This is a genomic window from Burkholderia contaminans (assembly GCF_029633825.1).
GTDB classification, from domain to species: Bacteria; Pseudomonadota; Gammaproteobacteria; order Burkholderiales; family Burkholderiaceae; genus Burkholderia; species Burkholderia contaminans.
The window spans coordinates 1,482,031-1,497,572 of sequence record NZ_CP090641.1; the positions used below are offsets into that span (position 1 = coordinate 1,482,031).

Annotated in this window: 14 protein-coding genes; 7 read left to right on the forward strand and 7 right to left on the reverse strand. The window is 68.3% G+C overall.

Features of this window, described 5'->3' with window-relative positions:
• Positions 1–115 precede the first annotated feature (115 nt).
• From LXE91_RS24285 to LXE91_RS24305, 5 genes are read left to right on the forward strand one after another with little or no spacing between them, the layout of a single operon-like run.
• A complete protein-coding gene (locus LXE91_RS24285) occupies positions 116–2,383 on the forward strand; it encodes a TonB-dependent hemoglobin/transferrin/lactoferrin family receptor (RefSeq protein ID WP_039349901.1) in 2,268 nt (755 codons plus the stop codon).
• Positions 2,384–2,432: 49 nt separating this feature from the next.
• Positions 2,433–3,524: a hemin-degrading factor gene (locus LXE91_RS24290; protein ID WP_039349897.1), complete on the forward strand. Its 1,092-nt coding sequence runs from the start codon at positions 2,433–2,435 to the stop codon at positions 3,522–3,524.
• Positions 3,521–4,435: a heme/hemin ABC transporter substrate-binding protein gene (locus tag LXE91_RS24295; protein ID WP_278068170.1), complete on the forward strand. Its 915-nt coding sequence runs from the start codon at positions 3,521–3,523 to the stop codon at positions 4,433–4,435. Before LXE91_RS24290 ends, LXE91_RS24295 begins: the two co-directional genes overlap by 4 nt.
• Positions 4,436–4,450: 15 nt before the next feature.
• Complete coding sequence (locus LXE91_RS24300; RefSeq protein ID WP_039349892.1) at positions 4,451–5,539, forward strand: FecCD family ABC transporter permease; 1,089 nt, start codon at positions 4,451–4,453, stop codon at positions 5,537–5,539.
• A 19-nt stretch (positions 5,540–5,558) separates the two neighbouring features.
• Positions 5,559–6,380: a heme ABC transporter ATP-binding protein gene (locus LXE91_RS24305; RefSeq protein ID WP_039349889.1), complete on the forward strand. Its 822-nt coding sequence runs from the start codon at positions 5,559–5,561 to the stop codon at positions 6,378–6,380.
• Positions 6,381–6,509: 129 nt separating this feature from the next.
• On the opposite strand, the gene LXE91_RS24310 is transcribed toward LXE91_RS24305, so the two are convergent.
• A complete protein-coding gene (locus tag LXE91_RS24310; protein WP_039349886.1) occupies positions 6,510–7,121 on the reverse strand; it encodes a trimeric intracellular cation channel family protein in 612 nt (203 codons plus the stop codon).
• Between the two features lie 8 nt (positions 7,122–7,129).
• Entirely contained in the window at positions 7,130–9,250 is a 2,121-nt protein-coding gene (locus LXE91_RS24315) for a penicillin-binding protein 1A (RefSeq protein ID WP_039349883.1), read from the reverse strand.
• A gap of 239 nt (positions 9,251–9,489) precedes the next feature.
• Here LXE91_RS24315 and LXE91_RS24320 point away from each other — a divergent pair, with 239 nt between their 5' ends.
• On the forward strand, positions 9,490–10,284 hold the full coding sequence (locus tag LXE91_RS24320; RefSeq protein ID WP_039349880.1) for an aminoglycoside phosphotransferase family protein: 795 nt from the start codon (positions 9,490–9,492) through the stop codon (positions 10,282–10,284).
• Between the two features lie 77 nt (positions 10,285–10,361).
• Here LXE91_RS24320 and LXE91_RS24325 read toward each other — a convergent pair whose 3' ends face one another.
• Complete coding sequence (locus tag LXE91_RS24325; RefSeq protein WP_039349879.1) at positions 10,362–11,189, reverse strand: SDR family NAD(P)-dependent oxidoreductase; 828 nt, start codon at positions 11,187–11,189, stop codon at positions 10,362–10,364.
• Between the two features lie 99 nt (positions 11,190–11,288).
• On the opposite strand from LXE91_RS24325, the gene LXE91_RS24330 reads away from it, so the two are divergent.
• Positions 11,289–11,663, forward strand: coding sequence for a heavy metal-responsive transcriptional regulator (locus tag LXE91_RS24330; RefSeq protein WP_039349878.1), 375 nt, complete (start codon positions 11,289–11,291; stop codon positions 11,661–11,663).
• 177 nt (positions 11,664–11,840) lie between these two features.
• Here the strand turns inward: LXE91_RS24330 and LXE91_RS24335 are convergent, their stop codons facing one another.
• The 4 genes from LXE91_RS24335 to LXE91_RS24350 form a co-directional block, all read right to left on the reverse strand.
• Positions 11,841–12,677 carry a bifunctional allantoicase/(S)-ureidoglycine aminohydrolase gene (locus LXE91_RS24335; RefSeq protein WP_039349877.1) on the reverse strand — a complete coding sequence of 279 codons (837 nt, stop codon included), beginning with the start codon at positions 12,675–12,677 and terminating at the stop codon, positions 11,841–11,843.
• A gap of 879 nt (positions 12,678–13,556) precedes the next feature.
• Entirely contained in the window at positions 13,557–14,003 is a 447-nt protein-coding gene (locus LXE91_RS24340) for a hypothetical protein (RefSeq protein ID WP_039349867.1), read from the reverse strand.
• A gap of 378 nt (positions 14,004–14,381) precedes the next feature.
• Positions 14,382–15,041, reverse strand: a complete 660-nt coding sequence (locus LXE91_RS24345; RefSeq protein WP_039349864.1) for a methyltransferase family protein — start codon at positions 15,039–15,041, stop codon at positions 14,382–14,384.
• A gap of 163 nt (positions 15,042–15,204) precedes the next feature.
• Positions 15,205–15,369: a hypothetical protein gene (locus LXE91_RS24350; protein WP_011353821.1), complete on the reverse strand. Its 165-nt coding sequence runs from the start codon at positions 15,367–15,369 to the stop codon at positions 15,205–15,207.
• Positions 15,370–15,542 lie beyond the last annotated feature (173 nt).

Sequence of the window (15,542 nt, forward strand, 5' to 3'; positions counted from 1 at the left end):
TTATCAGTTGCCTTTCAATTCGCCGCTCGCTGCCTTCCGTGCGCGGGCGGGCCAGCCAGGTGAACGCGTCACCCAGCCAGCCTTCGGGCTTGTCATCATCAATGGGAGACCACCTGTGCATTGCTATACGCTGGCGCGGCGGCCGATCTGTGCCGCGCTGTTCGGCGCGTTCGGCCTGTCCGCCGCCACGGCTCACGCCGATTCGACGCCGCAAGGCGCCACCCCGCCTTCCACCCTCCTCGTCGCCGCGTCAGCGCGCGGCGGCGCGGCGCTGCTCGATCCCGTCACCGTCACGGCCAACCGCACCGCCACGGCCGCGAGCCGCACGGCGGCGTCCGTGTCGGTAATCACCGACGAAGATCTGGAAGAACAGCAGGCCACCAACATCAAGGACGCGCTGCGCTACGAGCCGGGCGTCACCGTGCGCCGCACCGCGTACCGGCCCGGCAGTGCCGCGCTCGGCGGCGGCCGCGACGGCGATTCGAGCATCAACATCCGCGGCCTCGAAGGCAATCGCGTGCTGCTGATGGAAGACGGCATCCGCCTGCCGAATGCGTTTTCGTTCGGCCCGCTCGAAGCGGGGCGCGGCGACTACGCCGATCTCGACACGCTCAAGCGCATCGAGATCCTGCGCGGGCCGGCCTCGGCGCTGTACGGCAGCGACGGCCTGACCGGCGCGGTGAACTTCATCACGAAGGATCCGCGCGACCTGCTGTCGATCTACAACAAGCCCTATTACTTCTCGTTCCGGCCGAGCTACGACTCGGCCGACCGCAGTATCGGCGCGACCGTGTCGGCCGCGGGCGGCAACGATCGCGTGCAGGGGATGATCATCGCCGACGGCCGGCGCGGCCACGAGGTCGACACGCGCGGCAGCAACAACTCGGCGAGCACGCTGCGCACCACGTCGAACCCGCAGGACGTCTATTCGGAATCGCTGCTCGGCAAGCTCGTGCTGACGCCCACCGCGCGCGACACGATCAAGTTCACCGCCGAAACGGTGCAGCGCCGCGTGAGCACCGACGTGCTGTCGGCGATCAGCCCGCCGACCACGCTCGGCCTCACGACCTACGACCGGCTCGAGCGCAACCGCTTCAGCGTCGACTACGACTTCCACGACGACGCGTTCCGCTGGTTCCAGACCGCGCACGTGCAGTTCTACTACCAGGACGCGAAGCAGGACCAGTACGCGTTCGAGACGCGCGGCCGGGCGGCTTCACGTTCGCGCGACAACCAGTACAAGGAGCGCACGTTCGGCGGCGCCGCGTTCGCCGAAAGCGGCTTCGCGACCGGCCCGTTCGCGCACAAGCTGCTGTATGGCATCGACGGCAGCGTGTCGCGCGTGACGAACATACGCGACGGCACGGTGCCGGGCGTCGGCGAGGCGTTCCCGAACAAGGCGTTCCCCGACACCGACTACACGCTGTTCGGCGCGTTCGTGCAGGACCAGATCGGCTACGGCCGCCTGCTCGTCACGCCGGGCCTGCGCTTCGACACGTACCGGCTGAGCCCGACCGCGAACGATCCGCTGTTCACCGGCAAGGCCGTGTCGACGAGCGCGAACGAACTGTCGCCACGCGTCGCCGTGCTCTACGAGATCACGCCCGCGGTCATCCCGTACGTGCAGTATGCGCACGGCTTCCGCGCGCCGACGCCCGACCAGGTGAACAGCAGCTTTTCGAACCCGGTGTACGGCTACACGTCGATCGGCAATCCGAACCTGAAGCCCGAGACGAGCGATACGTTCGAAGCCGGCTTGCGCGGCAAGGCCGGCACCGGTTACGGCGTCGTACGCTACAGCGCCGCCGCGTTCACGGGCCGCTACCGCAACTTCATCTCGCGCACGACGATCGCCGGCAGCGGCCGGCCAACCGACCCGTTCGTGTTCCAGTACGTGAACTTCGCCGACGCGCGCATTCACGGCCTCGAAGGCCGCGCGGAATGGGTGATGCCGAACGGCATCACGCTGAAGACGGCAATGGCGTTCACGAAAGGCTCGACACAGAACGACGGCGCGGACAGCCAGCCGCTGAACACCGTCAACCCGTTCTCGGCCGTGTTCGGCGTGCGCTACGAACCGACCGAACGCTGGTACGTGCAGACCGACCTGCTGTTCCAGGCCGCGAAACGCGACAAGGACATCGACAAGTCCGACTGCTCGAACAAGGCGTGCTTCGCGCCGCCGTCGTCGTTCGTCGTCGACCTGCGCGGCGGCTACCGCTTCAACAAGCACGTGAGCGCGACGATCGGCATCCGCAACCTGTTCGACCGCAAGTACTGGAACTGGTCGGACGTGCGCGGCATCGCAGCCGATTCGCAGGTGCTCGATGCGTATACGTCGTCCGGACGCACGGTCGCCGTCAGCATGAAAGTGGATTTCTGATGCGCGCCGCCCGCGCTGCCACACCAACCGTTACTTGAAGGAGTCCGACATGATGCAATCCGCCCTTCCCGGTCAACCGGCCACGCCGGCCCGCGCCGCTGCCGCGCTGCGCGACGCGTTCATCAAGCTCAAGACCGAGCGTCAGCTGCGCAACCGTGACGTCGCGCAGGCGCTCGGCGTCAGCGAAGGCGAGGCGCTCGCCGCGTTCGTCGGCGAGCACGTCGTGCGGCTCGACGCGCGCTTTCCGGCGATGTTCGAGGAAATGCCGCGCCTCGGCCGCGTGATGGCGCTCACGCGCAACGACACGGCCGTCCACGAGAAGGACGGCGAGTACGCGCAGATGAGCCACGACGGCCCTGTCGGCCTCGCGCTCGGCGATATCGACCTGCGCATCTTCTATCGTCACTGGGTGTCGGCGTTCGCGGTGCGCGACGAGACCGCACACGGTCCGCTGAAGAGCCTGCAGTTCTTCGACGCACAGGGCCATGCGATCCACAAGGTCTACCTGCGCGCGCACAGCGACCATGCCGCGTACGACGCATTCGTCGAGCGCTGGCGTGCGCCGTCGCAGGAGCCGGGCCTCGAGGTCGCGCCCGCCGCGCCGAAAACGCCCGAGCGCGCCGATACCGAGATCGACGTCGCGGGCTTCCGTGCCGCTTGGGACGCGATGACCGACACGCATCAGTTCTTCGGCATCACGCAACGCTTCGGCGTGAGCCGCATGCAGGCGCTGCGGCTCGCCGATCCGCAATACGCGTATCCGGTCGAAACCGCGCATGCGCTGCGTCACGTGCTTCAGCACGCGGCGGAAAGCGGCCAGCCGATCATGGTGTTCGTCGGCAACGCCGGGATGATCCAGATTCATACGGGCCCCGTCGCGAACGTGCGCGAGGTCGGTGCGTGGATCAACGTGCTCGACCCGGGCTTCAACCTGCATGTGCGCGAGGACCTGATCGCCGCCGCGTGGGTCGTGAAGAAGCCGACGAGCGACGGCATCGTCACGTCGCTCGAGCTGTTCGATCGGCAAGGCGACCACGTCGCACTGCTGTTCGGCGAACGCAAGCCCGGCCAGGTCGAACGTGACGACTGGCGCGCGCTCGTCGCGACGCTGCCTGCCGCGGCGCGCGGGGGCGCGCGGTGAGCGCGCGGCCGTTCGATCCGCGCCGCCGCGCGCTGCTGGCGAGCGCGGCGGCCGGCGCGCTCGCGGGCGCGCTGCCCGGCAGCGTGCTCGCCCAGGGTGCGCAGGCCACGCCGAAACGCGTGGTCGTGATCGGCGGCGCGCTCGCGGAAACCGCGTTCGCGCTCGGCGGCGCGGAAACGCCGCGCTACCGGCTCGTCGGCGCCGACACCACCTGCACGTACCCCGACGCCGCGAAGCGTCTGCCCAAGGTCGGCTACCAGCGCGCGCTGTCGGCCGAGGGGCTGCTGTCGCTGCGGCCCGATCTCGTGCTCGCATCGGCGGAAGCCGGCCCGCCCACCGCGATCGCGCAAGTCAAGAACGCCGGCGTCGCAGTAACGACGTTCGATGAACGCCACGACGTCGAATCGGTGCGCGCGAAGATCACGGGCGTCGCGCAGGCGCTCGACGTGCGCGATGCGGGCGCCGCGCTGCTGCAACGTTTCGACCGCGACTGGCAGGCCGCGCGCGACGCGGTCGCTGCCCGTGCGCGCGGCGATGCGCCGCCGCGCGTGCTGTTCGTGCTGAACCATACCGGCAACCGGGCGCTCGTCGCCGGCCAGCGCACGGCCGCCGACGCGATGATCCGCTACGCGGGCGCGCGCAACGCGATGCAGGGCTTCGATCACTACAAGCCGCTGACCACCGAGGCGCTGGCAGCCGCCGCGCCCGACGTCGTGCTGATCTCCGACGAAGGGCTCGCGGCCGTCGGCGGCCGCGCCGCGCTGCTCGCGACGCCCGGCTTCGGCGCGACGCCGGCCGGCCGCGCGCAGCGCGTGGTCTCACTCGACGCGCTGTTCCTGCTCGGCTTCGGCCCGCGCCTGCCGCTCGCTGTCACGACCCTGCACCGACGCCTGTCGGATGCGCTCGCCTGATTCCGGATTGCCCCGATGCCCGCTCACGCTTCGCCTTTCCCCGCCTCGTCGTCCGCATCGCGCTCCGGCGCCGCACGCATCGGCACGTCGCGTCGCTTTGCGCCGTTCGCGCTGGCCGCGCTCGCCTGCCTCGTGTGCGCGATGTCCGTCGTCGCGCTGTGCGTCGGCGCCTATCGCATTCCGCTCGCGGAAGCCTGGGCCGCGCTGACCGGCGACGCGGCCGCACAGCAGGCGCGCGCGGTGCTGTTCGACATCCGCGCGCCGCGCGTCGCGCTCGCGCTGCTGGTCGGCGGCGGCTTCGGCGCGACCGGTGCCGCGATGCAGGCGCTGTTCCGCAATCCGCTCGCCGATCCGGGGCTCGTCGGCGTGTCGAGCGGCGCTGCGCTCGGCGCGACGACGATGATCGTGCTCGGCCCCGCACTCTTTGCCGCACAGGTGAGCGCGGCCGCGTTGCCTGCCGCCGCGTTCGCGGGCGCGCTCGCGGTCGCGGCCCTCGTCTACCGGCTCGCCGCGTCGCGCGGCCGGCTCGCACTGCCGCTGCTGCTGCTCGCCGGCATCGCGATCAACGCGCTGGTCGGCGCGGCGATCGGGCTCCTCACGTTCATCGCCGACGACGCGCAATTGCGCTCGCTGACCTTCTGGAGCCTCGGCAGCCTCGGCGGCGCGCAATGGTCCGCGCTGGCGGCCGTCGCGCCGTGCGTCGCGATCGGCGGTGCGCTGCTCGCGCGCGAACGCGACGCGCTGAATGCATTGCAGCTCGGCGAAACCGAGGCGCTGCATCTCGGCGTGCCCGTGCAGCGATTGAAGCGGCGCGTGCTCGTCGCGGTCGCACTCGCGGTCGGCGCGCTGGTGTCGTGCTCGGGCATCATCGGCTTCATCGGGCTCGTCGCGCCGCATTGCGTGCGTCTCGTGTGCGGCCCCGATCAACGCGTCGTGCTGCCCGGCGCCGCGCTGTTCGGCGCGCTGCTGACACTAGCCGCCGATCTCGCCGCACGTACCGTTGCCGCACCCGCGGAAGTTCCGCTCGGCGTGCTGACCGCGCTGCTCGGCGCACCGTTCTTTCTCGCGCTGCTGTGGAAGAGCCGCGGCGCGCTCGGCGGCTAACCCTTCCCTCACGACGACCATGCTGACCGCCCATCACCTCGACGTCGCCCGTCGACACCACGCGATCCTGCGCGACCTGTCGCTGTCGATCGTACCCGGCCGCGTGACCGCGCTGCTCGGCCGCAACGGCGCGGGCAAGAGCACGCTGCTGAAGACTTTCGCCGGCGAGCTGACCGGCAACGTCGCGCCGAACGGCGTGCGCGTGACCGGCGACATCACGCTGAACGGCGAGCCGCTCGCACGCATCGACGCGCCGCGGCTCGCGTGCCTGCGCGCGGTGCTGCCGCAGGCCGCGCAGCCGGCGTTCCCGTTCAGCGTCGACGAAATCGTGCTGCTCGGCCGCTATCCGCATGCGCGGCGCAGCGGCGCGACGTCGCATCGCGATCGCGACATCGCGTGGTGCGCGCTCGAACGCGCGGGCGCGGATGGGCTCGTCGGCCGTGACGTGACGACGCTGTCGGGCGGCGAACTCGCGCGCGTGCAGTTCGCCCGCGTGCTCGCGCAGCTGTGGCCCGATGACGAAGCGACGGAAAGCGGCCCGCGCTACCTGCTGCTCGACGAGCCGACCGCCGCGCTCGATCTGTCGCATCAGCACCGCCTGCTCGAAACCGTACGCGCCGTTGCACGCGAATGGCAGCTCGGCGTGCTCGCGATCGTGCACGATCCGAACCTCGCCGCACGGCATGCGGATACGATCGCGCTGCTCGCCGACGGCACGATCGTCGCGCACGGCACGCCGCGCGACGTGATGACGCCGTCCCATATCGCGCAGTGCTACGGATTCGCGGTGAAGATGGTGGAAACCGGCGACGGCGCGCCGCCGGTGATGGTGCCTGCGTAGCGCAGGCGTATGCCACATGTCGCATGAGCTTTGCATCGCGCGATGCCCTGGTTGATCGATAGCTACGACTGTCACGCCCAGGCCGGCGCCACCCTCGTCCTGCACTGCGCGGACGGTGCGCCTCCAGGCTCAATGCTCGAGATCCGCCGCACCGAACGTCCGCATCTTCCACCCGAGCCGCACGGCGAGCATCCGCATCGAGAATCCGGCCGCCAGCGCGGCCACCGTCGCGATGCCCGCATCGACACCCAGATGCTGCATCCCGACATAGAGCCCGCCCGTGACGAACGCGACGCACGCATACAGTTCCTCGCGCAGGATCAGCGGCATCTCGTTGCACAGCAGATCGCGCAGCATCCCGCCGCAGACACCCGTGATCGCGCCGGCCAGCACGACGATGATCGGCGCGCTGCCCGTCGATGCGCCAATGTCGCACCCGATGATCGTGAACGCCGCGAGGCCGATCGCATCGACGGTCACGAACAGCGTCTTCATCCGCGCGACATGCCGTGCGACCCACGACGCGACGGTCGCCGCGACGAGCGTGATCACCAGATACTCGGGATGCGCGATCCAGCCGAGCGGATAGTGGCCAAGCAGCACGTCGCGCACGGTGCCGCCGCCGAGCGCCGTCACCGCGCCGACGAGCGCGAGCCCGAAACGGTCCATCCCGCGGCGCATGCCCATCAGCGCCCCCGACATCGCTTCCGCGACGATTGCAATCAGATAAAGCGTATGCATGGCGAACGTCAGTCATCCGTCCGGAACAGGTCGAGCACGCGTTCGCGCTCGGCCGCATCAACCGCGGCAGGCGTCGATTCGGCAGGCTTGCCGTCGTTGCCCGGCGCGTCGGACGCACCGGCCGCCGCCGCCCCGCCGCACGCGAAGCGGCTGCGGATGTATGACGGCACGTCGGCCGTGCACGTGCCGCGCGTGTATTCGGCGTAGACGAAGTCGCCGTCGACGAGCGCGACGTCCTGCGGCGGCGTCGCCTCGACCGGTGTACGCCCGTCGACGGCCGTCTTCATGTAGTCGAGCCAGACCGGCAGCGCAAGCGTCGCGCCGGTCGCACGCCCCATCGGGCGCGGCGTGTCGTAGCCGAGCCACGCGACCGCGACGATGCCCGACGAGTAGCCGGCGAACCAGACATCCTTCGACCCGTTCGACGTGCCCGTCTTGCCGGCCGCGTCGTCGCGGCGCAGCGCGAGCGCGCCGCGCGCGGTGCCGGACTTCACGACGTCGCGCAGCATGCTGTCCATCACGAACGCGTTGCGCGCCGACACGACGCGCTCGCCCGCCGGCGCCGTCGCCTCGTACATCGCGCCGCCATGACGCTGTTTCACCGACAGGATCAGGCGCGGCTCCATCCGCGTGCCCCCGTTCGCGAACACGCTATACGCGCTCGCCAGTTCGAGCGGCGTCACGGCGCCTGCGCCGAGCGCGAGCGGCAGCGACGCCGGATTGCGCTGCGCGTCGAAGCCGAAGTGCACCGCATGCTGCTGCACGTAGCGCGCGTCGGTGGCCTGCATCAGGCTGACCGCCACCAGGTTCTTCGAGCGCATCAGCCCGCGCCGCACCGGGATGAAGCCCTCGTAGTTGTTGGCGAAATTGCGCGGGCGCCACGGCCGTGCGCCGGTTTCCTCATGCGTGAGCGTGCGCTGCGTGTCGTCGACGAGCACGCCCGGGAAGTAGCCCTTTTCCAGCGCAGCCGAATAGACGAACGGCTTGAAGCTCGAGCCCGGCTGGCGATACGCCTGCAGCGCATGGTCGAACACGTTGCGGTTGAAATCCGCGCCGCCGACGAGCGCGAGCATGTCGCCGGTTGCCGCGTCGAGCGACACCAGTGCGCCTTCGAGCCCGTTGCGCGCATCGCGCTTCGCGCGCGTCTGGCGGCTCAGCGTACGTGCGAGCGACGATTCGGCCGCGCGCTGGTCGCGCATCGAGATCGTCGTCGTCACGTCGAGGCCGAGCGTATAGGCATCGTCATGAAAACGCTCGACCATCATCCGGCGCGCGCGCTCGGCGACGTACGGCGCCGCGATGATCCCCGGCGGCGGCGTGGTGGCCAGCGCGATGGGTGCGTCGACGGCCGCGTGATACGTCGCGTCGTCGAGCTGGCCGAGCGCGTGCATCCGGCCGAGCACGTAGTTGCGCCGCGCGGTCGCGCGTGCCGGATTGACGACCGGGTTGAACGCGGACGGCGCCTTCGGCAGCCCCGCGAGCACGGCGGCCTCGCCCGCGCTCAGCGCGTCGAGCGGCTTGCCGAAATAGACGTTCGCGGCCGCCGCGAAACCGTACGTGCGCTCGCCCAGATAGATCTCGTTCATGTACAGCTCGAGCAGCTTGTCCTTGCTGTATTCGCGTTCGAGCTTGGCGGCCATCAGGATCTCGGCGAGCTTGCGGCTCAGCACCTTGTCGCGCGTCAGGTAGAAGTTGCGCGCGACCTGCATCGTGATCGTGCTGCCGCCCTGCCCCGGCTGCCCCGTCACGACGTTCGCGAACGTCGCGCGCGCGAGGCCGCCGAAATCGACCGCGCCGTGCTGGTAGAACTTCGCGTCCTCGGCCGCGAGCAGCGCCTGCCGCATCAGCGGCGGGATGCGTTCGAGCGGCACGAACTCGCGTCGCTCGACGCCGTATTCGGCCAGCAGATCGCCGTCGCGCGAGAAGATCCGCAACGGCAGCGCGGGACGATAGACAGCGAGGTGCTCGACGGACGGCAACTGCGTCCAGATGCGCTGGATCGTCCATGCGCCGATGCCCGCGCAGGCGACCGTCAGGCCGAGCAGCGCGCCCGCGAGCGTGCGCCACACGCGGCGGCGGCGTGGCGGCGACGCGGGTGGTGGTGGCGGGGCTGCGGTGTGGTCGGTCATGTCGGGCTCCTTCTTCGATGCTGCGACGGCCGGTGCGCAAGCGGCACCGACGGGTCACGAAAGGCGCGCATTGTCGAAGGGATGACGGGAAACCGGAACATTCTTTAGCCAAAGTTTGGCTGGCTAAATTTTATTTAGGAAAGTGCGTGAGGGCCGTTCATGTCGTATCTGCGACCGCGTGACGCATGCGTCGGGCGAACCGCGCTGCGCGCGATCCGGTTCGGCGGTAGCATCGTGTGATGTTCGATCGATATCTCGGCCTGTGGGGCCTCGTTCCCGATGGCGGCCCGCTCCTGACCGCGAGCGGCGGCCTGCTGCCCGTCGTCTGGCAATCGCGGCCGGCGATGTTGAAGGTCGCTACCTGCGACGAGGAGCGTCGCGGCAATGCGCTGATGACGTGGTGGAATGGGCAAGGCGCCGCGCAGGTGTGGCTGCACGACGGCGATGCGATTCTGCTCGAACGGGCGCAGCCGGAACCGACGCTGGCCGGTTTTTCGGCATCGGGGCATGACGACGACGCGATGCGCATCGCGTGCGACGTCGTTGCGCGGCTGCATGCGCATCGTGCTTCGGAGCCGCCTTCGGTCGTGGCGCTGCATGCGTGGTTTCAGGCGCTGCTGTCTGACGCTTCAGCCAGTGTCGTGCTTCATCGCTCCGCTACGGTCGCGCGCCAGCTGCTCGCTGGGCCGCCCGTCGATGAAGTTGTCCTGCACGGCGACATCCATCACGGCAACATTCTCCATTTCGGCGATCGCGGCTGGCGTGCGATCGATCCGAAGGGGCTGCGCGGCGATCGCGCGTTCGACTACGCGAACCTGTTCTGCAATCCTTCGCACGACGTTGCGGTCGATCCGGTGCGGTTCGCGCAGCGCGTCACGCTCGTGGCCAGCACCGCGCAGCTCGACAGGCGCCGGCTGCTGCAGTGGATACTCGCGTGGTCGGGCTTGTCGGCGGTATGGCTGATCGAGGACGAGCTGCTGCCCGATACGCGATTGCAGGTCGCAACGCTCGCGGCGGCTGCACTCGGCTTGTAGGAATACGCATCATCCGCCCGAAATGGCCACCGGAAGCCGCTCATGGAGCGCAATATCGGGCGGATAGCGGCCACGCCCTACGCGTTGGTCTCTCGCGTCACCGGGTCCTGACCGCCTCTCGGCCGAAGGATTTTCTCAACCAGCCGTGCCGATGTCTCGCGGCTCAACAGTCTCTGCAAATTGGCAAGCAGCCGGTTCCGGGTTCCGACAATCCGATGGCTCCGATTGCGATCCAGCGCCCACAACGCATCCTCCACCACACTCGCGACAGGCATCGGCGTGCCGACGGCCGCCTCCTGCGCGCCAACGACATCGAAAAACGCGGTTTGCGTCGCCCCGGGACATAACGCGACGACCCGGATGCCGCGATGCCGGTTCTCGGCCCAAACGGCTTCTGAAAATGACAACAGAAAGGCCTTGGTTGCGCCGTAGACGGCCATATAAGGATCGGGCTGGAATGCGGCTGTCGACGCGACGTTGATGACCGCGCCAGCGGAACGCGCCTGCATCCCCGGCAGCAGAAGATGAGTCAGCTCGATTGCAGCCATGCAGTTCACAAGAACCTCGTCGCGCTGGCGCGTCCACGGAATCGTTTCGAAGCGCCCGTAAGCCGCAAAGCCCGCATTATTGACGAGTACGTCGACGACTTTGCCGGTCACCTTCAAGTGGCAATCGATCGTGTGTACGGCATCGGCTGTGCTCAGGTCGACGGTCAGGAAATCGGCGTCGCACGCATAGTCGCGTCGCAGCTCCGCGGCCAGATCGTGCAGCTTGTCGCGAGAGCGCGCGACCAGCAGAAGTCTCGCACCACGTTTGGCCAATGCATAGGCAAACGCGCGCCCGATACCCGACGATGCGCCCGTGACGAGTGCTGTTTTTCCGTGAAAATCGAAACGATCTCTCATAGCCCGCGAGTGGAGTGGAAGGTGACCCGGACTGTAAACCGTTGACTATAGGCAACGGTCAAGCCTTAATGACGGTCCACAACATTGAATGGAGGCAGCATGCGCATCGGCGAACTGTGCAAGCGGGCGGGCGTTTCGCACGATACCGTGCGCTACTACGAGCGAATGGGGCTGCTGGACAAAGCAACCCGACCTCACGCGACAAACACATACAAGCACTACTCCGAGCGCTCGTTACAGCGGATACGGCTGATTATCCATGCGAAGGCATTGGGCTTCACGCTCACGGAAATTGGCGACGTCATTCATGTATGGGACAGTCCGACATTCGGTGTTGCGCAAAAGGTCGCGTGCCTGCAAGCAAAGCTCACGGAAATCGACGAAAAGAGCCGCGCGCTGGTCATGCTGCGCGCAGGGCTGCTGAATGCGCTGGCCAAAGTGGGCAGCGATTGTGTCGAAGGACATATCGCGTAGTGAGGCGTTGTCGGCGAAAGCGACAAGCCGACTCGAGCAGGCGTGTCAACGGCCGCTTCGGTTTCAGGCGAGCGTCCGCTTCGGGTCCGGGCACATGACATCCACGGAAATCCACGACGCAAAAAAGCCCGCCGGCATTCCCCGGCGGGCTTCCACATCCAACTGCTTCCTCGACGCTCAACGCGCCGGGTTCAGCAACAGGTTCATGTGACGGTTCACGTCTTTGTACAGCAGGTAACGGAAGCGGCCAGGGCCACCCGAATAGCATGCCTGCGGGCAGAACGCGCGCAGCCACATGAAGTCGCCCGCTTCCACCTCGACCCAATCCTGGTTCAAGCGATACACGGCCTTCCCTTCGAGCACGTACAACCCGTGCTCCATCACGTGCGTTTCGGCGAACGGAATCACGCCGCCCGGCTCGAACGTCACGATGTTCACGTGCATGTCGTGGCGCATGTCGCTCATGTCGACGAAGCGCGTCGTCACCCATGCACCGTTGGTGCCCGGCATCGGGATCGGCTCGACGTCCTGCTCGTTGGTCACGAAGGCTTCCGGCAGCGGAATGCCGTCGACGGCCTGGTAGTGCTTGCGCACCCAGTGGAAACGCACCGCGGCATCGCTGACGTTGTGCAGCGTCCAGTCCGCACCCGGCGGAATGAACGCGTAGCCGCCCGGCTTCAGCACGTGCTTCGTGCCTTGCAGCGTCAGCTCGGCTTCGCCTTCGACGACGAACAGCACCGCTTCGGCGTTCTTGTCCTGCTCGGGCTTGTCGCTGCCGCCGCCCGGGTTCACTTCGACGATGTACTGCGAGAAGGTTTCCGCGAAACCCGACAGCGGGCGGGCGATCACCCACAGGCGCGTGTTCGTCCAGAACGGCAGCCAGCTCGTGACGATGTCGCGCATCACACCCTTCGGGATCACCGCGTACGCCTCGGTGAACATCGCGCGATCGGTCAGCAGATCGGTCTGCGGCGGGTGGCCGCCATGCGGCGCGTAATACGTTGTCTTAGACATAGTGCATCCAGGCAATGGGTTGGTCCGGCCCCGGGTGCCAACGGCATCGGGCGGCACGTATGCGCGTGGGGCACGCATGCGGCGGCGGGACATCGTTGCCGGGGTGGCTTGAAGGCGCATGCGCCCTCGTTCGGTCGGCCAGGCTTCGCGACGGGTTCGTCCGGTTCTTCGGACGCAGCGGCCCATGCTGGTGGGGCCGGCGGCCGGGCCGTGGCGCCCGCGATCATGCGGCGAGGCGCGGCCAGCGGCACGGTGCGATGCCGTACGCGAGCATCGCCGACGATAGCGAAGTCGTTCTCAATCGACCAATTAAATGTTGCGATGGATTCCATTCGATTTCCCACTACCAGCGGGCAGCCGCGATACGCGGTAAGGAAGCGTGCCGCGACGCTCCGGCTATCAGGGAAATCCTGACGGGCGGGCAACGCGCACGCTCGCCGGGACGCAACGGGCGCCGGCGAACAACAGCCGCTATTCCCGGTGCGCACGCGGTTCGCGATACAGCCGGTCACGCAGACCGGATCGCGCCGACGCGCGCACGGCAGCAAGCCGCACCGCGCCAGTCATGAGCCGTCGTCAGGCCGGAGAACGGGCCAACGGGAATCGAACGGCACGCGAATGCTCTCGGCACGCGTCGGACGCATTCAGCCGCGAGTGGCGATGTAGTCGGGAAACGGGGAAATACGACGAGGACAACGAGGAGGGAAACTGGCCGGCCCGTCGATCGGGCGTCTGGCCGCGGCTGAGGAAGCCGGAAAGGGTTCGCCGGTCTGGCCGGCGATGACGGCCCGGCAAGCCGCCGGGCCGAATCTCGCGTCGGGTGCCGACGCCGTCGGCGCGCCGGTGCGCCATTCGCGCACCAAGCCGCGCCAGCGGCGATCAGTCCCAGTCGCGGTGGTGGTGATGCTTGCGGTGGCGATAGCCACGATCGCCGCGACCGCCGTAATCGCGCTCGTACGAGCTGCGCGACATGTTGCCGCCGAGCGCCGCGCCGGCGCCGCCGCCGACAGCCGCACCCAGCAGGCCGCCCGTGCGGCCGCCCATCGCGTTGCCTGCCGCGGTACCTGCGCCGCCGCCGAGGGCGCCGCCGATGATCGCGCCGGTGCGCTCGTGACGGTTCGACGTCACCGCGCCACCCGCGCCGCCGCCGATGGCGCCGCCGATCACCGAGCCCGTGCTGCCGCCGAGCGCACCGCCGACCGCTGCGCCGGCTACCCCGCCGAGCGCGCCGCCAAGCGCGTTGTTCATGTCACCTGCCATGGCCGGCAGTGCAGTCGCGCCGGTCAACGCGGCGACGACGAGAGCGGGGGCGATTTTCTTCCACATTCCCGTATTCTTCCTTGTTCGCAATCTGGTTATTGAAGGTCCGCTCGGTACGACGATCTGAATCGATCGACGTCGTGTCAGGCATTGTGCCGAGCCGCGGACCAATTCATTTCAATGAGCTTGCGGCGAAGAATAGCACCGGTCCCACATCCTTGCCGTGGACATTCTGGTAACAAGTTGTTTACGAATGAGCGACTTCGCACGGCCTTACCGGAATGCCCGCAAACCCCCGCCAGCATTGGCTCGGCCGACAGTCCGGCCCTGCGGAACGACAGGCCGGCCGTGGGCTGCATCGCACGTTTGCGACACACGTGGCAACACATCGGGAACGAATCGTGGGCGCGGCCCGAAACGGCGGCCGGGAGGAAATGAAGGGGGTCAGTACACGCCCGGCAGCAGACGCCAGGTCCGCGCGCAATACGCGTCGTATTCGGCGCCGAATTGCGCGCGCAGCAGCGCCTCTTCGGAGCGGATGCGCGCGACGAGCGGCACCATCGTCAGTACGACCAGCAGCAAGCCGACACCCGAGCGGAAAGTGAACGCCCAGCCGACCGAATTGACGACCAGGCCGAGATAGCTCGGATTGCGGATGCGGCTGTAGATACCGTCGGTCACGAGCGTATGGCCCGGCTGGATCGCGACGAGCCCGCTGAAGCGCTTGCCGAGCACGAATACGGGCCAGATGCGCAGCACGCCGCCTACGATGTACAGCACGACGCCGATCCAGCGCACCGCATCGCCGCCGAAGGTCCAGAAGTCGAGCCGGTCGGTCAGCGCGGGCAGGTATGCGAGCAGGAACCCGCTTACCCCGAACGCCGCGAGCACCCAGCGGTTGTCGCGGTTCTCGCGCTCGCCGCTGCTCAGGTTGCCTTCGGTGAACAGCGCGGCGACGGCCATCGCGAGCGTCGCCACAACAACGACGGTCAGTTGGGGATGCGAGAAGAAGGCCTCGAACCCGCCGCTGCCGAGCACCGCGAGCCCGAGATAGACGAGCGTGGCGATGCACGACGCGACTGCGGCCCTGGAGGTGACTTTCATGGCTGCCTCACCGGAATGCGGAATGCGCTTTCCTGTGAAGTATAGGAACCGCGCGCACGCCGCGCATCGCACCGGTATCACGCGTTACGCGAATCCGCGTGAGCCATCCAGTGCAACGCGTTGGCGCTGACCGAGGCGGCCGGCGCCAACGCCCGGTGCCCGATCAGCGGATGCGGAAGTTGCCGCCGATCCCGACGCTGACGGGCGGCGCGTAATACGCCGGCGCATAGCCGTAGTAGGCCGGCGCGGGCGCGTAGCCGTATGGCGGCGCAACGTAGCAGCCGGACAGGCCGCCGATCAGGGCAAGCGTGATGAGAAGTCTGGTCATGGCTCGATTCCCGGCGCGAAAGACGAATGGCACCTCGCGAAAGCCGCTCCGCCGCGCGATGCGGCGGCCGGCACGAAGGGGCGATCCGCCCCTTCCTGTCGCTCGGTGAAGCAATGCGCGGAGTCTAGCGCCGGGTGGGCCGGGCCGAGTTTCGCCGGCGGTTACACGTGTTA